Source organism: Betaproteobacteria bacterium (assembly GCA_016194905.1).
Classification (GTDB): domain Bacteria; phylum Pseudomonadota; class Gammaproteobacteria; order Burkholderiales; family JACQAP01; genus JACQAP01.
Genome location: JACQAP010000026.1, coordinates 1 through 23,930, shown reverse-complemented (window position 1 = coordinate 23,930; position 23,930 = coordinate 1). Strand labels below are relative to the sequence as shown.

Below are 23,930 nucleotides of genomic sequence, written 5' to 3'. Positions count from 1 at the left end.
ATTAATTGAGAGGGTGCTTAATCGTTTGTCAGAACTGCTTTATGCAAATGGCCAATAAGCGGGGAATTGAGATGACTTTGATCGACGTAAACTTGTTCGACAATACGACCAATCTCGGCGCGCAAGAGACGTTCTTCCTCTATCTCAGATAAAGAACGGCGATCTTGTAGCTGAAGGGTGAACACAGGTATTTCTTCCAGGATCGCGCGCACGATTTTACTTCCTTGCTTTAGCGGCCGTCGTAGGGCGTGTACGTGCGCGCGCTGAATATGGAGAGGATCGATCAATCGCTTTAGGCGATTGAATATACGTCGCAAAAACGGGGCGCGAACCTCTTGGAAATCGAACCCATCGCTTATGTCGATGGTCGCCAGCGTGTATTCGAGCGCCAACCAGCGATAAGTTAGACGGATGCGTTCGATCGACCATCCTTCTATAAGTGCTTCGTCGATACGCGTGAAATAATTGTTCTTATCCTTAGCGAGTAAGTTTAGCGAAGCCGGATAATAGAGAATTTCGCTGGCGAACAGGACCACAGGAATCCCCAGGAATGCCAATTCCTTGCCGGCGCTGGACCATCCATTCAGGCCCACATCGGTTTCGACGGCCAGGTCATATAGCGATATGTTGTCGGTCGGCCAATTGATCTTTACGTTGGACGGTAAATTCTCGAAGGTCTCTGCGAGTGCTCGCGCGTGGCTCGAATGCAGGGGATCACGTCGATTGGGAAATTCGCGCGGGTGAACACGGATAATTAGAAATAGGTCTGGCCGGTTTTTTACCCATCCAATTAGTTCGCCAATCCATTCGATTTGACTTGGGAAGATCAATGGATATGTCTTCATCACGCCCATGGTTTGGCTGGAAAATAGCTCGTCGTAACTGCTGAGGGTCGCAAGAAGCACTTTTTGTTGAGGCTTCACCCCGAAGAAACTCCGGACATCAAATCGCTTTGCATGTTTGGGGGCCGAATATACAAAGATCATGCGTCCGGACGTGAGGGCCAGATAGTGATCCGTCGCATCACGAATTCCTGCGACGTCGCTCGGTATATGGCGCAATTTTTCTTCGAAAAGCCGGATCATTTCTCGGTACAAGACGACCATATCTCGACGAAATACGTAGAGGCCCGTAAGCCGCTTGGCCATATTGCCGCTGGCGTGTAATCCGAACACGGCAATCCCATTGCGTTCCGCCAGATTCATGAACGCGTAATTTATGGAGTGCTGCGTGTTGTAAGTAACAATTCGATCTGGCTTGTACTTTGCGAGCGCTTGCTTTGCCACATAGAACGCCATGAGCACATGCTTCAAACTGACTTTGAAGTGCTCGAAGGCTGCGGGTGTTACCTCGATAAGGTCCGTAAGCTTAAAGCGGATGATCGTATCGTGCAGGGCATATCGGCCAAGGGGAAAACCCTCCACAGAAAATTCCAGCATGGAATGCGTCGTGATGGATTCGACTGACTGATCGATTAGCGCCAAGGTAGCGGAGTCGATGAGCGCATCCATACTGACCGTCTCGACCCTAATCGAGTCAACAATGAGGTTGCGCTGCTGACGACAATTCGCGCAGATGCCTTGGCGCGTAACCATGTCTGCGGTATACGACACTCCAGCGGCAGCCATCGCCCCGCATCCGGCCGACAGGATTCCGTCGCAAGTTATGTAAGTTATATCGGCCCCAGATCGCTGCAACTCGGCTGCTACTAGGGCCTCCGGCATCGCATGCTGCCAGATCCCGGCATATGGAGAGAAGAACAGGACTTTCATTGGTGCGACGGTCATATCTTCTCGTAACCGGCAAGCATGTCCCAGGTTAACGGGGTTCCGCGCTTGATGTCGCGCGCCGCGCGCCGACCAAGGAAGGTTTCCAGATGCTTGGGCGGAAGGCCGAACCCTGGTCTTATGGCGCGTACGTTACTGGTATCAAATAGCCCGCCAGTGCTGATATCCGCAGTTACATACAACGAGCGGCGGAATTTTAGCGATTCCCTTTCGGCCTCGGTTGGCCCATACGAAACCCGACCCAGAGCCTGCCATGCCTGCTCGGTATCTGCCACCAGCGTGGCAAATTCGGCAGGTTCCAGGGAAAATGCAGAATCCACTCCACCGTCGGCACGTGACAGTGTGAAATGCTTTTCGATGACCGTGGCACCAAGCGCTACTGCCGCTACTGCGACCCCAGTACCCATTGTGTGATCGGAAAGACCCACTTGGCATTGGAAGAGCTCGCGCATGTGCGGAATCGTGGAAATATTGGTGTTTTCCGGTGTGGCCGGATAGGTGCTGGTGCACTTCAATAACACGAGATCCTTGCAACCCGCGGCACGCGCAGCATTCACGGCCTCGTCCAACTCCGCGACGGTTGCCATTCCGGTCGAGATAATCATCGGCTTGCCCGTTGCGGCAATCTTTCTGATCAACGGTATATCCGTATTCTCGAATGAGGCAACCTTATAACAAGGCACATTCAGTTTTTCGAGGAAGACGACTGCAGATTCGTCGAACGGTGTACTGAAGCAGATCATCCCGTGCTTGCGACCGCGATCAAATATTGCTTCGTGCCATTCCCACGGCGTATGAGCTTCCTCGTAAAGCTTGTACAGCGACTTCCCCGCCCATAGGCTGTTCCGGTCTTCGATTTGGAATCCTTTGCCATCGACGGCGAGTGTCATCGTATCAGCCGTGTAAGTCTGAATCTTTACTGCATGGGCGCCTGCCTTTGCAGCTGCATCAACGATTTCGAGGGCGCGGTCGAGACTCTGATTGTGATTGCCTGACATTTCGGCGATAACGAAAGGCGGAGCATGATTTCCGACCTCTCGCGAAGCGATGCGTATCACTCGATTTTTCTCCCGATGAGGTTCTTGGAAAACAGCAATTCGGCTTTGCGATATCCTGCGTTTTCGAACATACGGATCGAAGCACCGTTCTCCGGATGAACTATTGCACTAATTGCGACGACTTCCGGGCACCTCGCGATTACCCATCGTTCTCCGGCAGCCAGCAGTTTTGCACCGATGCCGTTTCCCAATCGATTCGGTACGACGTAAATTGACACCCGTGCAGCTTTCGGAAGAATGTCATACCGGAGAACGCCCAACGCACCCTGGCCATCTTCACCGATAAGCAGATGGCAGTTAGGATCGGAGAGAACTTTTTCGAACCAGTTGTGATGATTGTCTATGCTGATTTCAGCGCTGTTTCCAGAGTATTTTCTAATGATCGGGTGATTACGCCAATACAGGATTTTTTCTGAGTCCTGTCTCGTCGCCTCCCGCACTCGTACTTCGCCAGCCGTCAGTCTGGCTGAGACACGTACGGCACCAAGTCCATCAACGATCGCTGAGGATCGGTCTGCGAGCCTGGCGATCCATGCGGGCGACGCGAGGACTGCCATAGCTGCTTGTGCGACCCCCTGCGGCGTAACGCTTGATGCGTTTCCTAGGTATACGTGGCTGCCAATGTCATCTAGGACTCGACACTGAGATTCTTGGTTCTCGGTGACAGCCACTACCACACCCGGCAGGCCAAGACAACAGCGCTCCCAGCTTGCGATTCCACCCGCCCCCACATAAAGCCGCGCTCGTGCCATCAGTCGCGCCATATCATGGGTAGCATGATGGAACCAGACGTTGGACACACCCGCCACGAATTTCTTGATCGCCTCAACGTTACAGTTCAAAGCACCCGCCACCACATCGACGCGCAAAGCATCATGAGAAAGATCGAGCAATGCTTGGAGTACAGGCAAGGTCATGGACTTTGGGTCGCTACCGCCAAAGCTAATCAGCACTCCGTCGCGCTTACTTTCATCCAATTTTGTTTTTTCCACAGCGAATGCCGAATCTAGTAAGGCATAGCGAGGGCCTATCAAACGTTCGCATGCCAGCGGCACGTATTGATCGTAGCCCGCCCCATCGCCTCGATGAAGGTTCTGGTCAAGTAGCACGTCGCAACGATGGGGTCTATTCGACAAGTCATCGATGGCCAGGAGCCAACGACCGGTGTCTCGCATTCTCAGTTCCCAGTCTGCGGCAAGTCCGTAATGATCAACCACCACCCAGTCATAGTTTGTCGATGGCGTAGCCGCGATAGTGGCTTGAGCATCCCGCTCTTGGGCCAAGCTTGGCAGTATCTCCTCGTTCCGAGTGCGCTTAGCGTACGAGGGCGCATTCAGCTTGACTAACTCAAATCCCTTCTCTCGAATCATTCTTTCAGCGGCTGGCGGCAACTCAGCACAAGCGAAAGTCACTGATGCGCCATCATTCTGGATTGCAGAAGCAAGAGTAAGGCAGCGAATGAGATGGCCAATCCCTATCGCTTCGGATGCGTCAGTTCGGATAAGCACGCGCATCTATGACTGCATTCCCGGTCCAACCCTAGTATCGTCGACGGAAACACGTCCTGAGGTTAATAGGGCTTCAGCGAGGAGCATGTCTTCCTCCGTATCCACATCCAGACCGGCAGGCCAGGGCATTGGATAGGCCGCTAGCGGGTAAACATAGTATTTGCGCTCGGTACGAAAGCGAGCAACATTGACAATCGTAACTGCCCCGTTTGACTTTACCAGTTCTGGCAATTCCCCCTTCTTTGCGTTTGCCCCAAGCCTGCCGATCCACTCCGGATGTAGAGGCTCCATAAAGCTGTCGCGGAGTGTATGAGCTGCCAGCAAGGAGTAATCTAGTTGCGACACGCTCATGAGAAAATCTGCTTTGAGTTCAATGTAACGATTGAGCGCTTCGGCAATGTGATGCGCTCTACGGAAGGGACTAGTAGGAAGCAGAACTACCAAGTGATCGAAACTGTCGCCAGCAGCTTCCAGTTTTTCGAGTGCATGTAAGCACACATCAACCACACCGTATGGATCACGCGCCAAATAGTCAGGGCGCATGAATGGCACCTCCGCCCCACCCGCGCGCGCAACTTCGGCCGCCTCTTTATCCTCGGTACTCACCACCAGTCTGTCCAGACACCCGGAGCGCAGGCCAGCGTCAATTGCCCACTGCAGGAGCGCCTTACCACCAATTCGACGCAAGTTTTTACGCGCCACACGCACCGATCCCCCCTTCGCGGGAATGAGACCCAGGACTCGACTTTTTGGACGGTGCATTGTCTTGTAAGAAAAATACGCCTTAGCGCTTTGCGAATAACCACCAATTCGAATTGTCACTGGAATCCAGGGGTTCCCAGAGAAAGCCGTAGTCAAGGACTCTAAGATCGGGAAATTTCTCCAAATAGACGCGACCAAAATCTCTCTTAAAAAGATATCCTTCTCTTCCGTGATAGGGGACTTGAACCGGTTGGTGGGAAAAATACTCAATACATAAGACGTAGTGCCGCGCAACGCGTACTATTTCGCTCGTTACTTTTTCAAGATCTTCAGGTGCTACGTGGATTAGAACTCCTGATGTAAAAACAAGATCAACACTGCTATCAGGGAAGGCAAGATCGAATCCACTCCCTTCTTCGATGTTGACCCCTTTCAATACAGGATTTGCGCGTGCAGTGCGGACAGCTTCACTATTGGGTTCCACAGCATGAAGTTCTTCCACAAATCCCTGTAGCGCTACAAGATTTCGACCAATATTACAGCCCACTTCGAGTACGCTCTCAGGATGTGGCGTGACGGCATGCTCAAGCATCCGCCCCCAGTCGCGCATCAAACGTCGGAGATTTTTCGTGGAGATGCGATTACCCTCACGACTTGCGTACTCGGCGCCAAATGCCGATTTCCACAACTGTAATTGTTTGGTATCCATGTGCGTGCCATTTCTAAAATATTTTGAAAGTGTCTGGCCGCTCATCAAGGGCGGATATGCCGCTAGGCAAGGGTGGGTTTACTGGATTGAAATAAAGATGTCGATTTACCTCAGACAGCGCACGGTCAGGTGACAGTTTTTGTCGCGCAGACTCTTCCTCTGGACCGATATTGTGACGGTCGGCGGCATCAAGTGGCACCCATTCTCCTTGCTTATCTCTTGCCCAAATAGAGGGATCTCTCATAGGCTCAACTAGATCATAGAAGTGTCTTTCCTCGATTCCAAAAAAGTTGCAGTAATACCCCAAACTCGACGGTTCATTGGCATCATAGCGACGCACCATCTCTATTCCCTCCTCGCGCGTCATGCGACCATGGCGAATCTCCATGCTTGCGTCGTCGGTCGCCCGGCCGTAACCGAATTTGAGGTACTTCAAGTAGTCGTGGACATCGTTTGCGTGATCTTCAATCTTCGCGTAAAGGTTGAAGGTGCGCTCGCGCTCGTATGTGACCGGAGCGAAATTCCATTCCTTGATCATAGCCTCGGCGTGAGATTTCGCGTCCCAGTTAACGAAGTTGCTTAGGTAAATGCCGCGCACTTCTGTGCGCTCAATCTCTTCATCACTGGGATAGATGTAAGGACGCACGTCGCCAAGCGTAATACCGCCCTTTCCAATAAGGTCAGTCGGTTCGTAGCCGCGCATGTCATGCTCTTTGCGCGTCCACCGGGTAAACTCGACGAAATCCTCCAGCGAAACGATGCCAGTAAGCTCTGCAAACCCATGCTCGCCCCACACTATTAGCGGAATGTTGTATTGCACAGCGATTTGAAACGGCAAGGTTCGAATGCCGGCATGGTAGTGCCACGTTAGGTCACCCACTTTCTCAAGCATGTAGCGTGAGACCCGGCGCACAGAATCAACCCCAGCCGTATATCTAACCAAATCGCATCCTGAACGCTCGACGAGATTTGCCAGGTTTCTGAGCCCTGATGGGCTGTTGTAGGCATGGTTGAATGTAACGAGGAGCGGATTCATACCATATTTCTTTTTCAGTAACCAAACCTGGAAGTGCGAATCCTTTCCGCCACTGACGGGCACGATGCAATCATGACTATTACCGCGCGTTCGAGCCATTTGCCGAGCCTCATCCAGGATCTTCTCGAGCATCTTTAGACGCTCATCCCAGTTTACCTCCAGTTTTTGCCGGCTTTCGTGGTAACGACAACCGCTGCAGACGCCTTCTTCATCAAAAATGATTGTAGGCTTCGCGTTCTCCGGATACAGACAGCGCGCGCAATATTTCATACCTTTGTTTGTCCTTCGTTGCGGACCAAGATTCCTGCTTGCGCGAGATAGCGCTTAGCTTTCTTGGTACTGTGTTCTGTGTAGTGAAAGATATTTGCTGCTGCAACCGCGGAAGCACCCACGTGGACACCCTCAACCAGATGTTGCCAGGAAAATACGCCCCCAAATGCAATTACAGGTATGCGGACGGCAGAACATATTTTCTGAAGAATATCGAGGTTGTATCCCTTGCGCGCACCATCGTGGTCGACAGAATTGAAGAATATCTCACCCGCACCCAGTGCCTCGGCTTGGCACGCCCACGATACGGGATCATTGAAGGCCACTCTACTGCCGCGATCAACGACGATGTGCGTGTCCCCAGAATCATCACGCTTGACGTCCATTGAAGCGACAATACATTGCGCGCCGTACCGGGCGGATAGCCTGGATACCAGTTCCGGCGAATCCGCCAATGCGGTATTTATCACCAACTTGTCCGCACCATTGCTCAGCAAATTCGCCGCGAAATCTTCATCGTCAATCCATCCTCCTGCAGAGAGTGGCACAAAGCAGGATGACGAAACTGCTCCGACTGCATCCGAAAAGGCGCTGCGAGAGTCTGGGTTCCGAGATACATTCAACATCACAATTTCATCAACAGCCCATTTATTGAAGCATTCTATGGCGTGAATAGGATCGTAGTGAATTGCGTTCGTATGCTTGAATCGAACACTCTGCACCACCCGCCCATCCGCAAGTATGAGAACAGCAACTAATCGAGTTTTTAGCACGACTCACATTTGCGCGAAGTTACGAAGCATTGTCAGGCCCGGGTGCTGACTCTTTTCCGGATGAAACTGGATTCCATACAGATTGTCGTGAGCAAACATTGCGGTAAACCGCAGGCCATAATCCGATGTCGCGAGCACATCTTCAGGATGCTCACAGGCACAATGAAAGCTGTGAAGAAAGTAGACATCGGAGCCATCACCAACATCAACCGTCAAATCATGGTTTCGGGTGAAAGTAAGTTCATTCCATCCCATATGTGGAACTCGTAAATCCGGTTGGTCTGGAAAGCGAATCACGCGACCTTTTATCCAATCCAATCCTTGGTGAACACCGCCTTCTTCGGAAACACTAAACATCAATTGCATCCCGAGGCAGATTCCGAGAACGCTTGCACCGGCTTGCCTCGCCTTTTCGAGCGCCTCGTCAACGCCAGATTGGCGCAAATTGTTCATAGCCTCCCCAAATGCGCCAACTCCGGGCAGAATCAATTTGCTTCGCCGTGCAATATCACTGGGATTACTGATCAATTCTCCATCCGACCCCACTTCGCGAAGTGCATTGAGGATGGACCGAATGTTTCCCATCCCATAGTCAACGATTGCAATTGAATTAGACATTCCCTTCTCTTTATGAACTACTAGCGGAGGATGTCGGCGCAACGAGATCCTCGTAGCGAAGCATTTGTCCGGATGCCTTGGGCACCGCAATGGCCCTCCCTAAGATTCGATCCACCTCCGAAGGCGGTATGCCAAGGCCGGGCCTTCTAAAATCGATGTCGACAATGGTTAAAATCTCTCCTGCGCGCAAGTCGCGCTTGACGAAGATACTGCGGCGAACCAAATCTCGTTTGCGAATTTCCACCTCTTGCATGATGCGACGCGGACTTCCGAAAGCAGCCTCGATATCTCTTATTACAACAACAAACCGGGAAATGTCCTTACCCTCTATGGACATGATGTGTTCAACGCTGGGGGTGGTGCGGTCCAGTGTTATGGTCTTCTCAACCATATTTGCGCCCAGGCATACGGCGGCAATATCCATGTCCCAGCCCGGCGTATGATCAGAGAATGCTGTCGGGTAGGGAAACATGGCCTTGAGTGTTTGAATTACTCGAAGGTTGATTCCCTCACGACGCGCGGGGTACCCAGAAGGACAATGATGAATGATAATTCTGTCGTTGCCGGTTCTGCTTATTACATCTATAGCCGCCTCAATTTCTCCGATCGTTGAGTTGCCGGTGTCCAACTGAAGGGATATTCCCGTTCTTGCCGCGTATTCAATGAGGGGAAAGTGATTGACATCGCCCGAAGCTATCTTGATGGAATCACAGCCAAGCTCAGCAAGAAAATCGACTTCGGCCTCAAAGCTCACCGTCGCGAAAAATGCCAGGTCGAGAGAATCGGAGAATGATTTAAGATCTTTCCATTCTGATTTGGTGAGCGAACGTCTTTTGAGAATATCGTAAAGAGGTTCAGACTTCTCCTTTGTTTCCCCGGTCTTTCGATCAATCAGAATCTGGTAAGAGAATGGCTGTTTTTTGTCCGCAACCAGTCGTTCCGGATCGAGAATCTGAAACTTCACTGCGTCGGCACCAGCATCCGCGGCTGCTTGTACCAGTTTCATGGCAGTCTGCAACCCATCGTGCGTAGGACCGGCCTCGAAGGTAACAAAACATGGTTGGCCGTCTCCGATAAGTCGGGACCCTATCTTGAAGGACATGGTAGGTTTCCTTGGAAAAAAGGTGAGGTTAAGTTCCTAGTATTCGGGGGTGCGACCAAGTTCCACATCGATGTCCCAAGCAACTCCGCTTGTCTAGTCGGGGCGAATCGCTGTCTATTCAGCGCAACGTCATCCATCTCGGACCCTTGAGTTAAAGGTCTCATGCCGGGGTCTGCCATAAGAACTAGGTTGAACTCCAAATTGCTCAACGCCTTTTCAATTGTCTGTGAATTGCCGCAACAGAATCTGGAAGCGTAGATTCGTAGTTTGAAGTGCTGTGCTCAAGCGTGTAGCGCTTTGCGCAATGCGTCTACCACTAAATCTTGTTCTGAATCCGTCAGCGCGAAAAACAATGGCAAGCTCAATGCTTGCTGGTAGTATTTTTCCGCGACGGGACAGTATCCCTCGCCATAACCCAAAGCCCGATAGTAGGGTTGTAGATGAACGGGAATGTAATGTACGTTCACGGCAACACCATGCTCACGCATTGAGTCATAGACTTGTCTTCTAGACACATTAGCCTTGCTGACATCGATATTGATTACGTACAGGTGCCAAGACGACTTTACCTCGGGACTTTCTCTTGGCAACTTTATTGGTAGCCCTTCTAAGCAGAGTTGATATCGCCTAGCCAAATGTACCCTGCGAGAAATGAATTCATCCAACCTTACCAACTGGCTTGAACCCAGAGCCGCCTGAATGTCGGTCATGCGATAGTTGAATCCAAGTTCAATCTGCTCGTACTGCCATGGATCTTCGCTTTCCTTTGTCATCTCTCCCGGATCACGAGTAATTCCATGCGTCCTTAACAACCGCAGACGCTTTGCGACCGCATCGTCGTTGGTCAAGACCATCCCTCCTTCCCCCGTCGTCAGAATCTTGACGGGGTGAAAGCTGAAGACCGTTACGTCCGAGTACCTACAGTTGCCAACCTTGCCTGACAGAACCTCCGCACCGATAGCATGGGATGCATCCTCTACAACACGAAAGCCGTACCTCAGCGCCAGATCTGCAATTGCAGGCATGTCACAAGGGTGTCCGGAGAAATGGACAGGAACAACGATCTTTGGTAGCACACCTTTCTTTTCTGCACGAGCTAGTTTCTCCTTAAGGGCATCTACGGAAATGTTGTATGTCTCCGGGTCAATATCGACAAAATCGACATTGGCGCCACAATATCGTGCACAGTTCGCGGAAGCGACGAAAGTATTCGTGGACGTCCACAGCCAATCTCCGGCTTGCAGGCCAAGGGCGAGGCAGGAGAGGTGGAGGGCCGCCGTAGCACTATGAAGTGCAACGGCATGACGGGCATTGCAGTAATCCGAAACATCAATCTCGAATCGACCTATCGCGGGGCCCTGCGTTAGCCAATCGGAGCGAAGAACCTCGCTAACCGCATCGATGTCTGCCTTCGAAATACTCTGGCGAGCGTACGGAATCACACGTAGTCCGCGAGAAGGCACTTCAACTCCGTCAGAGAAAGAACCCAAGGATTAGTGCCGGAGTTGTACTCAAACCCCGCGGGAACAGCCGTCCCCGTTTCACCTAAAGCATTGGTCGTATGATCCACAGGTATGGAAAATTGAATTGTCGGTCGAATGACGTAGTGATCTGCAAACTCCAGCGTGAGATGCGAATCGTCCTTTGGACACATGGTCTCGTGAAGCTTCTCACCGGGGCGAATGCCGATCACTCTAGTCGGCATGCCGGACGCCATGGACTCAGCAAGGTCCAGGATCTTTGCGGAAGGTATCTTTGGCACAAAGATCTCACCCCCCTGCATTCGCTCTAGATTCTTAAATACGAAGTTGACGCCCTGCTCAATCGTGATCCAAAACCGAGTCATGCGCTCATCGGTGATTGGTAATTCGAGTATCCCTTCGGTCAGCATTTTGCGAAATAGCGGCACAACCGATCCCCTCGATCCAACTACGTTTCCATATCGCACCACCGCAAAACGAGTCCTGTGGCCGCCAGCTAGATTGTTAGCCGCGACAAAAAGCTTGTCCGAGACCAACTTAGTTGCTCCATAGAGATTAATCGGGTTCGCGGCCTTGTCGGTGGACAGTGCAATTACTTTTTCCACTTCATTTTCTATCGCTGCGCCGATGACGTTTTCGGCACCATGAACGTTGGTCTTCACGCATTCCATCGGGTTGTATTCAGCTGCAGGCACTTGTTTGAGTGCGGCTGCATGCACAACGATGTCGATACTGCGCATCGCTTGCGTGAGTCGCTCGCGATCTCGTACATCACCAATGAAGTAACGCATCTCAGGGGCATTAAACTCCTGACTCATCTCATACTGCTTGAGTTCGTCACGAGAAAAAACAACGAGTCGCTTTGGCTTCCAGTCCGCCAATATTCTGCGGACAAAGGCTCGACCAAAAGAACCTGTTCCTCCCGTAATTAGTATTGATTTATTGTCGAACAAGGATTCCTCCCGAATTCAGGCTGGCGCGTTGCATACAGGCTCGTAAGGTTTGTGCATAAAGCGATCGGGTAAGTATCACAGGCGTCAGAGATCTGCTTTCATCCGTTGATTGACGTCGGAACTCACGGCTCATTTCCCTTTTCCAACTTGATCCGGGCGTCGCAGCCTGCTGGCTTCCCGCTGAAGCTGCGCCACCTCCTGCTTCAGGTTCTCATATTCATCGAGTTTGACCTTCAGGAAACGGACAGTGACCCTTGCCTTTTCCTGCATGCCCTTCGGGGTGAGGTAGTAGAGATAGGCGCGCTTGCTTTCGTTCCGGCGGAAGTTGTTGACCTTTATCAGGCCTTTTTCCACCAAAGCCTGCAGGCAATAATTGACTCGCCCCAGGCTGACGCCCAGCTCGCGGGCAATCTCACGCTGGCTCGCGGCCGGGTTGTTTTCGAGAATCTTGAGAATGCGGTATCGGTATTCGTCGGTCAGCATCGACTGCGTTCAATGATTGAACAGTACGCGCATTAAACCGGCAAAACCCAACAAAATCAAGTGGAGATTTCGCTCAGGCCGTCACCGGCTGGCGTTGCAGGAAGTCGAGGTAGGCGGCTTTTATGCCGACATCAAGCTGGATGGCGGGACGCCAACCGAGGGAAAACAGCCGTCCGACGTCGAGCAACTTGCGAGGCGTACCGTCAGGTTTGGAGGTATCGAATTTCAATGCGCCTTTGAACCCGACCGTGTTTGCAACGAGTCCGGCCAGTTCTCTTATGGTCAGATCCACGCCGCATCCGATATTGATCAATGGTGGATAGTGTGTCGCCTGGACATTGAAAGATTCGTCCTTCATGCTCATGAGTGTCACGCAGGCATCCGCCATGTCCTCGCTGTAGAGAAACTCCCTTCGCGGTCTGCCCGTCCCCCAAACAACGACTTCGGAATCACCGCGCGCTCTTGCTTCGTGCATCTTGCGAATAAGTGCCGGCAAGACATGAGACGTCTGCAGATTGTAGTTGTCGCCAGGCCCATAGAGATTGGTCGGCATTGCGGCCAGGAAGCGGGTCCCGTACTGGCGATTGTAAGACCAGCACATCTCGATGCCCGCAATCTTGGCGATCGCATAGGCGCGGTTGGTCGGCTCGAGCGGTCCGGTCAGCAGATATTCTTCCTTGATGGGTTGCGGACAATCGCGGGGATAGATGCAGGACGATCCCAGAAAGAGCAAGCGCTTGACGCCGCCGCGCCAGGCTTCATGGATGACGTTGGTCTGGATCGCCAGGTTCTCGTGGATGAACTCCGCCGGAAAGGTGTCATTCGCCAGAATTCCGCCGACCTTGGCCGCAGCCAGGAAAACATATTCCGGACGTTCAGCCTCGAAGAACTGCTTGACCGCGCGTTGATCGATCAAGTCGAGTTCGGCATGCGTGCGGGTAATGATACTGGTGTAACCAGCCGCATGCAGGCGGCGCACGATCGCCGAGCCCACCAGGCCACGATGGCCCGCGACGTAGATTCGCGCGTCGAGCTTCATCTATCGACGCGCCGGTGAACAGCTAACGGTAAATGGTGAACGGAGAAAGGCAATCATCTCTTCGCTAGCCTACCCGGCAAGCATTCGGAAATTCATTCACACAGGGTCAGGCGTTCAGCGCCTCGATCGCCGACTTTGGATCGGACGCTACAATTTTGAGCAATACCCGCGCCGGACCGGACGGCCGTGTACGGCGCTGTTCCCAGTTCTGCAGCGTGCGCAGGTTTACGCCAATGAGCCTGGCGAACTGCGACTGGTTGATCTTTGCTGCCTCGCGGATCGCGCGCACATCGGGCTCTGCAAATTCGGTCGTCTTCACGCCACGTACAACCTTGCCCGCCATATGCCGATTCATCTGGCGAACCGCCTTCACCAGTTGATCAAAATGTTCCTTATCCATGCTTGAAGGCGTTTGTCAGCTCGGCGATGTGTGACGCGCGAATCAAATCGTTACGATGACAGTAGCTCCATATTTCGAGAGAACTCGATCGTCTGTCAGCAGAACGAGCGACTCCACCAGGCTCTGCGCGACGAGCATTCGATCGAAAGGATCGCGATGATGGTCAGGCAGTCGCATCACCGCCGAAGCATGCCGGCCGGTTACCGGTAGTTCTTCGAAGCCGCCTGAGCGAAGAGCGACGAGCATTTCATTCGAGTCAGCCTCGATCTTCCCAAGAGCCGCCTTGATGGAAACCTCCCATATGCTGGCCGCACTGAAAAAGACCTGATTCGAAGTATCTGCCAGAAATCCCCGTGCGCGCCGCGGAAGCCTGACTCCTCCGGCCAGCCACCAGAGCAGCAGGTGCGTATCAATGAGCAACCTCATCGGCGAGCTGCACGGCCTTCGAAAACTGCGATTACCCCCTCCGGAAGCGGTGCGTTAAAGTCCCGACCGATGCGTATCCGCCCTCTGAGAGAACCGGGTTTGCGCACAATGCCCGCCGGGACCACCGGTACCAGCCGGGCGACGGGCTTGCCAGCCTTCGCGATCACGACCTCCTCGCCGGTTCTTACGCGTTCGATAAGCCGCGATAGCTGTGTCTTGGCTTCGTGAATGTTGACGGTTTCCATGATTGCCGCAAGTTTAGTCAAGTTAGCTAAGAAGGGCAATGGAACGGGAGAATCACTCGTGGTAATCGTAGGGCCGGTGGCCGTGGCTTTTGACCAATTCGTCGCGCTCCGCGGATTTCAAGTCTTCGATGACCATTTCCTCGACCAACTGCTCAAAGCCAACCTTGGCAGACCACCCCAGCTTGCTTCTCGCCTTTGACGGATCGCCCAGCAGGGTTTCGACCTCCGCGGGGCGGAAGTAGCGCGAATCGACCGCGACCACCGTCTTGCCTTTTTCGTTCACCGCTTTTTCGTCCACGCCTTTACCCGACCATTTTATCTTGAGGTCGAGCTTGCGCGCGGCCACATCGACGAATTCACGCACGCTGTGCTGCTCACCGGTGGCGATTACAAAGTCTTCGGGTTGCTGCTGTTGCAGCATCAGCCACATCGCCTTCACGTAATCCCGCGCATGTCCCCAGTCGCGTAACGAATCCATGTTGCCGAGATACAAACAATCCTGCAGCCCGAGCTTGATGCGCGCGAGAGCGCGGGTGATCTTGCGTGTGACGAAGGTCTCGCCGCGGACCGGGCTTTCGTGGTTAAAAAGAATGCCGTTGCAGGCGAACATCCCGTACGCCTCGCGATAGTTCACGGTGATCCAGTAAGCGTACAGCTTCGCTACGCCGTACGGCGAGCGCGGATAGAAAGGCGTCGTTTCCTTCTGCGGGCTCTCGCGCACCAAACCATACAACTCCGAGGTCGAGGCCTGGTAAAAGCGCGTCTTCTTGCTCAAGCCGAGTATGCGGATGGCTTCCAAAATCCGCAGGGTCCCGAGTGCGTCCGAGTTTGCGGTGTACTCGGGCTCCTCGAACGACACCGCGACATGACTTTGCGCGGCGAGGTTGTAGAGTTCGTCCGGCTGTGTTTTCTGAATCACATGTACCAGACTGCTCGAATCCGTCATGTCGCCGTAGTGGAGAATGAAGTTCCGGTCAGATATGTGCGGATCCTGGTACAGGTGATCGATCCGATCGGTATTGAAAAGTGATGTGCGGCGCTTGATGCCATGGACGACGTAGCCTTTGCGCAGCAGAAACTCCGCGAGGTAGGCTCCATCCTGGCCGGTAACACCGGTGATCAGCGCGACTTTGCTCATGGTTCGGAATCTGGGAATGGTTCTGTATACTCTGGGGACGGCTCGGCAGACACGTTATAAGGCGACTGCAACATTTGTCAGTCGCCCTTTGACGACAGGAAAGCAAGTTGTCATGGGCTTCGATTTTAAGCGATTTGACTACCCTCGGAAAGAAAAGCCGGCAGTAAGTTCGCGCACAAACAAGGTATACGCATGATTTTTCCCGTCGTACTCTCCGGCGGCTCCGGCAGCAGATTGTGGCCGCTGTCGCGCGCCCTCCTGCCAAAGCAATTCCTGCCATTGGTCAGCGGCAAGACCATGTTGCAGGAAACGCTGTTGCGCCTGGACGGGATCGCAGGACTGAAAGGCCCGGTACTTGTGTGCAGCAACGACCACCGCTTCCTCGCCGCGGAGCAGTTGCGCGAGATCGACGTGACGGCAGCAGCGCAGATCCTGGAACCCGCGGGCCGCAATACCGCGCCCGCAGTGGCAGTCGCCGCCCTGCACGTCGCGGAAACAGATCCCGACGGCATCATGCTCGTGCTCCCGGCGGATCACCTGATCCGCAATGTCGCGCGCTTTCATGAAATGGTCGGCAATGCAGCAGCGGCCGCAGGCAACGGCCGGCTCGTGACTTTCGGTATCGTCGGGAGAGAGCCGGAAACGGGCTACGGCTATATCGAGCGTGGCGCTCCGGTCGAGAAAACTGCGCATTGCTACCGGGTTGCGCGATTCATCGAAAAGCCGGACGAAGCGCGTGCACGCGAATTCATCGCTTCCGGCCGGTTTTACTGGAATAGCGGCATGTTTGTATTCAAGGCGTCGCGTTACCTGGAAGAACTCGGCAAATACCGCAGGGATATTTTCGAAGCTGCAAAGGCCGCCTGGGCCGCGAGCACGCGGGATCTCGACTTCGTACGCCTGGACGAAAAAGCCTTCCTGGCCTCGCCTGCCGAGTCGATCGACTACGCCGTCATGGAAAAGACGGACGATGCGGTCGTGGTTGAAGCCGATATCGGCTGGAGCGATATCGGCTCATGGACCGCATTGTGGCAGGCCGGCCAGCCGGATGCCACCGGCAATGTGACGGTCGGTGACGTTCATGCCGACGATATTCATAACTGTTACGTACGCGCGGAACATCGGCTGGTCGCCGCAGTGGGCGTGAAAGACCTGATCATCGTCGAAACATCGGACGCAGTTCTGGTCACTCACAAAGACCGTTCGCAAGAAGTCAAAAGGGTGGTCGACGCGCTCAAGGCCAAGCAGCGCGACGAGTATCTGGTCCACAAACGGGTCTATCGTCCCTGGGGCTATTACGAAGGGCTCGACATCGGCGAGCGCTTCCAGGTCAAGCGCATCATGGTCAAGCCGGGCTCCAAGCTGTCATTGCAGATGCATCATCACCGCGCCGAACACTGGGTCGTAGTCTCGGGGACGGCAAAGGTGATCCGGGGTGAGGAGACACTGCTGCTGTCCGAGAACCAGTCGACTTACATTCCACTCGGCGCCCGCCATCGGCTGGAGAATGTCGGCAAGATGCCGCTGCACATGATCGAGGTGCAATCGGGAAGCTATCTGGGCGAGGACGACATCGTCCGCCTGGAGGACGACTATAAGAGGCAGTGAACAGCGAACGGTTAACGGTTAACGGTTAATGGTTAACGGTAAAAGACCTTTACAGCCGGACATTCTTCCAGAGACCGTTCACTACCCTGGAAACTTGCTCGAGAAGTGTAAAAACAGAAGCATTTTCTGCCAGGTAACTGCGCTGTTCACCCGCTAAGCTCCTCGATACATAGTTGCAGACCCACTTTCCAATCGGGCAAGCTGAACCCGAATTGCCTCTCCAGCTTGCTGTTGTCGAGCACCGAATTCTGTGGGCGCCGGGCCGGGGTCGGGTAACTGGAAGTGAGGATCGGCGACACCTTCGCCATACCCTGTTTGCCCATCAGGATCGCCTGGGCAAACCCGTACCAAGTCGTACGACCGGCCGCGGTCAGATGATAGAGGCCGCCCATTTGCCGGAAACGATCCAGATTGAACCCTCCATCGACGAAGATCCTTGCAATCGCACCAGCGGTCGCTTCGGCGATCAGTCGCGCCGAGGTGGGCGCGCCAATCTGGTCGTCGACAACTTTGAGTTCTTTTCTCTCCTTCGCGAGCCGGAGCATTGTCAGAAGGAAGTTTCTTCCACGCGATCCGTATACCCAGCTTGTACGGAAAATGAGATGCGCCGCTCTTGCGGCCGTCACACCCTGTTCGCCGGCGAGTTTGGTCCGGCCGTAGACATTGATCGGCGCGGCTTCGTCGTCTTCACGATAAGGCTCCGCCTTGCGGCCGTCGAACACATAGTCCGTCGAATAGTGGATCAGCGCGGCGTTCTGCAGGGCCGCTTCTTCGGCAAGAATGCGCGGCGCTTCCCCGTTGATCTGCATGGCCAGTTCCGACTCCGATTCCGCCTTGTCCACCGCGGTATAAGCGGCTGCATTGACGATCAGGTTCGGACGCACGCCGCGAACGGTGGCGACGATGGAATCCGCCGAAGCGAGATCCAGAACATCGCGCGTCGGCGTGACGACTTCACCGAAAATCGCGAGCGTGCGACGCAGTTCCCAACCCACCTGTCCGGAGCCGCCGGTAACGAGAATGCGCATCAGGGAAAAGTCTCGGCGAGTTTCAGCGCGACGCCGCGGCCATCCCTTTCTGAAACCAGCGGCACGCCGGTGAGCGGCCAGTCGACACCGATGTCGGGATCATTCCACAACACGCAGCGTTCACGCTCCGGTGCGTAATAGTCGGTAGCTTTGTAGAGAACTTCGGCAAACTCGGAAAGCGCCAGAAAGCCATGGGCGAATCCCGCCGGGATCCACAACATGCGCTTGTTTTCAGCGGACAATTGAAGCCCCATCCAGCGTCCGTAGCGGGGCGATGAACGACGCAGGTCCACGGCGACGTCGAACACTTCCCCCGCCACGACTCTTACCAGTTTGCCCTGCGCCTGCTTCAGTTGATAGTGAAGACCGCGAAGAACGTTACGCGCGGAACGCGAGTGGTTGTCCTGCACGAAGTTCGCATCGATGCCGGTGGCTTCCCGGAATACGCGCTGATTGTAGCTTTCCAGAAAAAAACCCCTCTCGTCGCCGAACACGCGCGGCTCGAGCATGAGGATCTCCGGCAATGCACCTGGTGTGACTTTCATCCGGAGACCGGGTCTTTGAGAACATCCAGCAGGTAGCGGCCATAAGCACTGTTGGCCATGAGTCTCGCCAGTTCCTGCAATTGGTCCGCGCCGATATAGCCGAGCCGATAGGCGATTTCTTCCGGGCAGGCGATTTTCAGCCCCTGCCGGTGCTCAATGGTCGAAATGAATTGAGATGCTTCCAGAAGGCTTTCGTGCGTACCGGTGTCGAGCCAGGCATCACCCCGTCCCAGTTTTTCCACCCACAACCGGTCGCGCTCCAAGTAGCGTCTGTTGACGTCCGTGATTTCCAGTTCGCCACGCGCCGACGGTGTCAGCGATGCCGCGATATCGAGGACGTCATTGTCGTAAAAATAGAGGCCGGTAACGGCGTAGCGGGACTTCGGCTGCTTCGGCTTTTCCTCTATGCTTTTGGCTTTGCGCCCCGCGCTGTCGAATTCCACGACCCCGTAGCGCTGCGGGTCCGTCACCTGGTAAGCGAAAATCGTCGCTCCCGTGGTGTTTTTCGTCGCCTTTTGCAGGCGGATCGAAAGATCGTGGCCGTAGAAGATATTGTCGCCCAGCACCAACGCGCTGGAATCCCTGCCGACGAAATCCCGTCCGATGATGAACGCCTGCGCCAATCCATCTGGAGACGGCTGCTCCTTGTACGACAGGTTGATGCCCCACTTGGTGCCATCCTCAAGAAGGTTCTGGAATCGCGGGGTGTCCTGCGGCGTGGAAATGACCAGAATGTCCCTGATGCCGGCGAGCATCAGCGTCGTTAGCGGGTAATACACCATCGGCTTGTCGTACACGGGAAGCAGCTGCTTCGAGACGACCTGCGTGACCGGATACAGCCGCGTACCGGATCCACCGGCCAACAATATCCCTTTCACGTCGCCTCCCGTTTGTCGTAGTTCTTTTCCATCCACTTGCGGTATTCGCCGCTGACTACGCCCTGCACCCAATCAGGGTTGTCCAGATACCAGCGCACGGTCTTGCGGATGCCGGTTTCGAAAGTCTCGGCGGGCTTCCAGTCAAGCTCGTTGCTGCTTTTCGTTGAGTCGATCGCATAGCGGCGGTCATGGCCGGGCCGGTCGGCAACGAACTTGATCAGGGTCTCGTAAGGTTTCCGGTTCTGCGCCGGCCGCAATTCGTCGAGTATCCCGCAGATCGTGCGCACGACATCGATGTTCGCACGCTCGTTGTTTCCGCCGATGTTGTATGTTTCGCCCGGACGGCCTTTCCTCAGAGCCAGGCGGATCGCCGCGCAGTGGTCGCCGACGAACAACCAGTCCCGCACGTTCATGCCATCGCCGTAGACCGGCAGCGGTTTACCCGCCAACGCGTTGAGTAGGATCAGCGGGATCAGCTTTTCCGGGAACTGGTAGGGGCCGTAATTGTTGGAACAATTCGTTGTAATGGTCGGCAGGCCATAGGTGTGATGATAAGCCCTCACCAGATGATCGGAAGCCGCTTTCGACGCGGAATACGGGCTGTTCGGTGCGTAAGGCGTCTGCTCGGTGAACGGCGCTTCGCCGGGCAGCAACGACCCGTAGACCTCGTCGGTGGAAACATGCAAGAACCGGAATCGCTGCCTGGCATCGGCCGGCAATGCAGACCAGTAGCCGCGCACCGCTTCGAGCAACTGGAACGTGCCGACCATGTTCGTCCGGACGAATTCGCCGGGACCGTGGATCGAGCGATCGACATGACTCTCCGCGGCGAAATTCACGACTGCAACCGGTTGCCGGCGCGCCAGCAATCCGGAAACCGCGTCGAAGTCTCCGATATCCGCGCGCGTGAAAGCATAGTTCGGGTTCGACTCTACTGCGCGCAAGCTGGCGGGATTGCCGGCATAGGTCAGCTTGTCCAGATTGATCACGGCCGCCGGTTCAGTCGAGATCCATTGCTGGATGAAGTTGGCGCCGATAAACCCAGCCCCCCCGGTCACGATGATGCAAGTCTGCGTCATCCCGTGCTGCGTAGTCACGTCTGTCTAAAGGTCGCCATTCTAGGGATAATCGCGCATCCAGTCGAACCCGAAATCCGAGCCGCGTGCCCCGCATACTTCTGATCAAGACTTCGTCGATGGGCGACGTCGTCCACAATCTTCCCGTGGTCGGCGATCTGCGCGCAGCCATGCCCGATTGCCGCATCGACTGGGTGGTGGAAGAAGCTTTCAGCGCCATTCCCGGATTGCATCCGGGAGTCGACCAGGTAATCCCCGTTTCGATACGCCGCTGGCGCAAGCATCCGTTCGCCGCAGGCACCCGAAGAGAATTTGCCGACCTGCGGTGCCGTTTTCGCCAAACTCAATACGACGAAGTCATCGACACGCAGGGCCTTCTCAAGAGCGCACTGCTGGCATGGATGGCGAATGGCCGCAGCCACGGGCTCGACTGGAAGAGCTCGCGCGCGCCGCTGCGGATGTTCTACGACAACGTACACGCGGTGTCCTGGTCGGCGCACGCGGTCCAGCGCAATCGCTCCCTGGCGTCCAAGGCGCTCGGTTATGCGATTTCCGAAACACCCGAATACGGAATTGCCACTCAACCGGAAAGCACGGCGTCTCTCGAGTCCGCATTTCCCGTGAAGGGCGCGGGTGAATTCGCCGTGTTGCTGCATGCTACCAGCGCTACAAGAAAGGAATGGCCGGAGAATGATTGGGTCCGAATCGGCGAATACCTTGCCGCGCAGGGCATGATCAGTGTGCTCCCATTCGGCAACGCTGAAGAGCGGCAACGCAGCGAAAGACTGGCTGCGCGAATTCCCGGTGCGCGAATGCCACCGGCGCTGGGCTTGGATCAACTGGCAGCGCTGATGTCCGGAGCGCGGATGGTCGTCGGCGTGGATACCGGATTGACGCATCTGGCGGTCGCGCTTGGCCGGCCGACGATCGGGCTCTATCGCGCAACCGATCCCGCCGCGACAGGTCTTCACGGTTCTTCCCGCGCGTTGAATCTCGGTGGCATCGGCATGACGCCGTCTGCCGATGAAGTCGCGCACGCAATAAAACGTCTCTTGGGAAAAATTTGAGCCGCGCGCTTTACTCGTTGATGCTTTACCTGCTGCTCCCATGGGCGTTGCTGCACCTTGTATGGCGAGCGCGCAAGCAGCCTGCGTACCTCGATCATGTCGGCGAGCGATTTGGGGGGTTCCCGGACAACATGCCATCGCGGGTCATCTGGATTCACGCCGTCTCGGTAGGCGAGACGCGAGCGGCGGAACCTCTCATCAAGGCGTTGCGGGCACGTCATCCCGAACACCGGATTCTTCTGTCGCACGGCACGCCGACGGGACGCCAGACCGGCGTGGATCTTTATGGCGACCATGTCGAGCGCTGTTACCTGCCCTACGATTTCGGCTGGGCAACGCGCCGCTTCCTGCGCCGCTTCCGCCCGGTGGTCGGCGTGTTCATGGAGACCGAGATCTGGCCGAACCTGATCCAGGCCAGCGTTCAGGCGGCTGTTCCCGTCTATCTGGTGAACGCCAGAATGTCTGAAAAATCCGCGCACGGCTATCGGCGCATCGGCGGGCTGACGCGCAATGCGCTGTCGACGTTGTCGGGCATCGGCGCGCAGACCGATCGCGATGCGCAACGGCTCGTCGAGCTCGGCGCGGCAGATGTGAGCATTACCGGAAATATAAAATTTGACCGTCTCGCGCCTGCAGAAATGCTGGCGCTCGGTGTCACTCTGCGCGATTCGTTCGGCACGCGAAGGCCCGTATTCCTGGCCGCGAGCACGCGAGAAGGTGAGGAAACGATGATTCTGGATGCGCTCGCCGACTCTGAAATTCCGGAGTTGCTGACCGTCATCGTGCCGCGCCACCCCCAACGATTCGAGGAGGTCGCGACGCTGGTGCAACAGCGCGGGCACAAGGTTCAACGCCGCAGCGAGAATCGGCCGATCGAGGCGGATACCAGCATCGTCATTGGCGATTCGATGGGAGAGATGTTCGCGTACTACGTCGCCTGCGATATTGCGTTCATCGGGGGCAGCCTGCTGCCGCTGGGCGGCCAGAACCTGCTGGAAGCCTGTGCCGTCGGCCGGCCGGTGATCATCGGCCCGTATACGTTCAATTTCGAGGACGCGACGCACGGCGCAATCCAAGCCGGGGCGGCGATCCGGGTAACCGATGGAGGAGAATTGGGTAGTGCGATTAACCAACTGGTGAACGATTCAGATCGGCGCAAGGCAATGTCCGAAGCGGGAAAACGCTTTACCGACGCACATCGCGGCGCCACCGAGAAAACGCTGGAGCTTCTCCAATGGTGAGGGACCGCCGTTCACTTCTCCGTGACGACCTGATCTACACGCTGGTCGTGTGCTCCCTCTGGAATGTGATCCACCACTTGCAATTCGAACACGGCCGCAATGCGGGCAATGCGCCGATCGAGTGACGCCAGCAAACGATCGTAAAAACCGCCGCCGTAACCCAGGCGCGCGCCGCGCGCCGTAAAAGCGACGCCCGGCACCAGGATGAACTCGACTTTGGTCACGGACACGATCGGACAGCGCTCCGCCGGTTCGCGAATTCCCCATACACCCGAAACGAGATCGGCGCCGAGGTCGATCGCATGCCGCAACTCGAGGGCTCGCTGCGCACGGTTTATTCGCGGCAACAAGAGTTGCTTGCCATCCGTGAGGACTCTTGCGAGGAATTCCGACGTATCGAGTTCGCTGCCAAATGACGCATAGGCCGCTACGACGTTGGCTGCTCGATAAGCGGGAAGGGCGGACAGTTTCTGCGTGATGGTTTGCGAGTTGCTGCTTCGACTCGCGGCATCGGCAGCGTCGCGAAGCGCAAGAATAGTCTGCCGTAGCGCCGCCTTGGCATGCTTGAGGGCTTCGGGAGAAAGCGCAGCGCCGCTGGTCATGCGCCGCTTCCGGATTACTGCGCGTCGTCCTTGAGGAGGAGGTTGACGTCGGCCAGGTCGGCTTCGGCGAGCTTGCCCACCGCCGCCTTGAGCTTCAACTGGTTCACGATCGTGTTATACAGCGCCTGCGCCAGGTTGCGCTGCGCCTCCGCCAGTT

26 protein-coding genes are annotated in these 23,930 nt (G+C 55.3%); 3 read left to right on the top strand and 23 right to left on the bottom strand.

Annotation, left to right across the window (positions count from 1 at the left end; translation table 11 throughout):
- Positions 1-17: 17 nt before the first annotated feature.
- The 17 genes from HY067_17265 to gmd form a co-directional block, all read right to left on the bottom strand.
- Positions 18-1,787 carry a hypothetical protein gene (locus HY067_17265; GenBank protein ID MBI3529702.1) on the bottom strand — a complete coding sequence of 590 codons (1,770 nt, stop codon included), beginning with the start codon at positions 1,785-1,787 and terminating at the stop codon, positions 18-20.
- Complete coding sequence (gene pseI, locus HY067_17260) at positions 1,784-2,842, bottom strand: pseudaminic acid synthase (protein MBI3529701.1); 1,059 nt, start codon at positions 2,840-2,842, stop codon at positions 1,784-1,786. The genes HY067_17265 and pseI overlap by 4 nt, the downstream gene beginning before the upstream one ends.
- Entirely contained in the window at positions 2,842-4,359 is a 1,518-nt protein-coding gene (gene pseG, locus HY067_17255; GenBank protein MBI3529700.1) for a UDP-2,4-diacetamido-2,4,6-trideoxy-beta-L-altropyranose hydrolase, read from the bottom strand. Before pseG ends, pseI begins: the two co-directional genes overlap by 1 nt.
- The gene (locus HY067_17250; GenBank protein MBI3529699.1) at positions 4,360-5,055 is read right to left on the bottom strand and encodes an acylneuraminate cytidylyltransferase family protein; all 696 of its coding nucleotides are present in this window, start codon (positions 5,053-5,055) and stop codon (positions 4,360-4,362) included. It abuts the gene before it with no gap.
- A gap of 82 nt (positions 5,056-5,137) precedes the next feature.
- On the bottom strand, positions 5,138-5,764 hold the full coding sequence (locus HY067_17245) for a methyltransferase domain-containing protein (protein ID MBI3529698.1): 627 nt from the start codon (positions 5,762-5,764) through the stop codon (positions 5,138-5,140).
- A 13-nt stretch (positions 5,765-5,777) separates the two neighbouring features.
- Positions 5,778-7,070, bottom strand: a complete 1,293-nt coding sequence (locus HY067_17240) for an N-acetyl sugar amidotransferase (GenBank protein ID MBI3529697.1) — start codon at positions 7,068-7,070, stop codon at positions 5,778-5,780.
- Positions 7,067-7,843: an imidazole glycerol phosphate synthase subunit HisF gene (gene hisF, locus HY067_17235; protein ID MBI3529696.1), complete on the bottom strand. Its 777-nt coding sequence runs from the start codon at positions 7,841-7,843 to the stop codon at positions 7,067-7,069. Before hisF ends, HY067_17240 begins: the two co-directional genes overlap by 4 nt.
- 3 nt (positions 7,844-7,846) lie before the next feature.
- On the bottom strand, positions 7,847-8,461 hold the full coding sequence (gene hisH, locus HY067_17230) for an imidazole glycerol phosphate synthase subunit HisH (protein ID MBI3529695.1): 615 nt from the start codon (positions 8,459-8,461) through the stop codon (positions 7,847-7,849).
- A gap of 10 nt (positions 8,462-8,471) precedes the next feature.
- A complete protein-coding gene (locus tag HY067_17225; protein MBI3529694.1) occupies positions 8,472-9,563 on the bottom strand; it encodes an N-acetylneuraminate synthase family protein in 1,092 nt (363 codons plus the stop codon).
- Between the two features lie 281 nt (positions 9,564-9,844).
- Complete coding sequence (pseC, locus tag HY067_17220; GenBank protein MBI3529693.1) at positions 9,845-11,005, bottom strand: UDP-4-amino-4,6-dideoxy-N-acetyl-beta-L-altrosamine transaminase; 1,161 nt, start codon at positions 11,003-11,005, stop codon at positions 9,845-9,847.
- Positions 11,002-11,997 carry a UDP-N-acetylglucosamine 4,6-dehydratase (inverting) gene (pseB, locus tag HY067_17215; protein MBI3529692.1) on the bottom strand — a complete coding sequence of 332 codons (996 nt, stop codon included), beginning with the start codon at positions 11,995-11,997 and terminating at the stop codon, positions 11,002-11,004. The genes pseC and pseB overlap by 4 nt, the downstream gene beginning before the upstream one ends.
- Positions 11,998-12,126: 129 nt before the next feature.
- The gene (locus HY067_17210; protein MBI3529691.1) at positions 12,127-12,480 is read right to left on the bottom strand and encodes a MarR family EPS-associated transcriptional regulator; all 354 of its coding nucleotides are present in this window, start codon (positions 12,478-12,480) and stop codon (positions 12,127-12,129) included.
- A 73-nt stretch (positions 12,481-12,553) separates the two neighbouring features.
- Entirely contained in the window at positions 12,554-13,519 is a 966-nt protein-coding gene (locus HY067_17205; protein MBI3529690.1) for a GDP-L-fucose synthase, read from the bottom strand.
- 106 nt (positions 13,520-13,625) lie between these two features.
- Complete coding sequence (locus HY067_17200) at positions 13,626-13,919, bottom strand: helix-turn-helix domain-containing protein (GenBank protein ID MBI3529689.1); 294 nt, start codon at positions 13,917-13,919, stop codon at positions 13,626-13,628.
- A 42-nt stretch (positions 13,920-13,961) separates the two neighbouring features.
- On the bottom strand, positions 13,962-14,345 hold the full coding sequence (locus tag HY067_17195) for a type II toxin-antitoxin system VapC family toxin (protein MBI3529688.1): 384 nt from the start codon (positions 14,343-14,345) through the stop codon (positions 13,962-13,964).
- Entirely contained in the window at positions 14,342-14,590 is a 249-nt protein-coding gene (locus HY067_17190) for a type II toxin-antitoxin system Phd/YefM family antitoxin (GenBank protein MBI3529687.1), read from the bottom strand. Before HY067_17190 ends, HY067_17195 begins: the two co-directional genes overlap by 4 nt.
- Positions 14,591-14,642: 52 nt before the next feature.
- Positions 14,643-15,728, bottom strand: coding sequence for a GDP-mannose 4,6-dehydratase (gene gmd / locus HY067_17185; GenBank protein ID MBI3529686.1), 1,086 nt, complete (start codon positions 15,726-15,728; stop codon positions 14,643-14,645).
- A 192-nt stretch (positions 15,729-15,920) separates the two neighbouring features.
- Here gmd and HY067_17180 point away from each other — a divergent pair, with 192 nt between their 5' ends.
- Entirely contained in the window at positions 15,921-17,336 is a 1,416-nt protein-coding gene (locus HY067_17180) for a mannose-1-phosphate guanylyltransferase/mannose-6-phosphate isomerase (GenBank protein MBI3529685.1), read from the top strand.
- A gap of 146 nt (positions 17,337-17,482) precedes the next feature.
- Here the strand turns inward: HY067_17180 and rfbD are convergent, their stop codons facing one another.
- Genes rfbD through rfbB form a run of 4 tightly spaced genes read right to left on the bottom strand, consistent with a single transcriptional unit; the run spans position 17,483 to position 20,866 of the window.
- Entirely contained in the window at positions 17,483-18,364 is an 882-nt protein-coding gene (rfbD, locus tag HY067_17175; GenBank protein ID MBI3529684.1) for a dTDP-4-dehydrorhamnose reductase, read from the bottom strand.
- Positions 18,364-18,909, bottom strand: coding sequence for a dTDP-4-dehydrorhamnose 3,5-epimerase (rfbC, locus tag HY067_17170; protein ID MBI3529683.1), 546 nt, complete (start codon positions 18,907-18,909; stop codon positions 18,364-18,366). Before rfbC ends, rfbD begins: the two co-directional genes overlap by 1 nt.
- Positions 18,906-19,787, bottom strand: coding sequence for a glucose-1-phosphate thymidylyltransferase RfbA (gene rfbA, locus HY067_17165; protein ID MBI3529682.1), 882 nt, complete (start codon positions 19,785-19,787; stop codon positions 18,906-18,908). The genes rfbC and rfbA overlap by 4 nt, the downstream gene beginning before the upstream one ends.
- On the bottom strand, positions 19,784-20,866 hold the full coding sequence (gene rfbB / locus HY067_17160) for a dTDP-glucose 4,6-dehydratase (GenBank protein ID MBI3529681.1): 1,083 nt from the start codon (positions 20,864-20,866) through the stop codon (positions 19,784-19,786). Before rfbB ends, rfbA begins: the two co-directional genes overlap by 4 nt.
- A gap of 83 nt (positions 20,867-20,949) precedes the next feature.
- Here rfbB and waaC point away from each other — a divergent pair, with 83 nt between their 5' ends.
- Both waaC and waaA read left to right on the top strand, forming a co-directional pair.
- Positions 20,950-21,930 carry a lipopolysaccharide heptosyltransferase I gene (gene waaC / locus HY067_17155; protein ID MBI3529680.1) on the top strand — a complete coding sequence of 327 codons (981 nt, stop codon included), beginning with the start codon at positions 20,950-20,952 and terminating at the stop codon, positions 21,928-21,930.
- Complete coding sequence (waaA, locus tag HY067_17150; GenBank protein MBI3529679.1) at positions 21,927-23,171, top strand: lipid IV(A) 3-deoxy-D-manno-octulosonic acid transferase; 1,245 nt, start codon at positions 21,927-21,929, stop codon at positions 23,169-23,171. Before waaC ends, waaA begins: the two co-directional genes overlap by 4 nt.
- 11 nt (positions 23,172-23,182) lie before the next feature.
- On the opposite strand, the gene HY067_17145 is transcribed toward waaA, so the two are convergent.
- Positions 23,183-23,773, bottom strand: coding sequence for a 5-formyltetrahydrofolate cyclo-ligase (locus HY067_17145; GenBank protein ID MBI3529678.1), 591 nt, complete (start codon positions 23,771-23,773; stop codon positions 23,183-23,185).
- A 14-nt stretch (positions 23,774-23,787) separates the two neighbouring features.
- Positions 23,788-23,930, bottom strand: a 143-nt coding sequence (locus tag HY067_17140; GenBank protein ID MBI3529677.1) for a channel protein TolC, incomplete at its 5' end; no start/stop codon positions are given.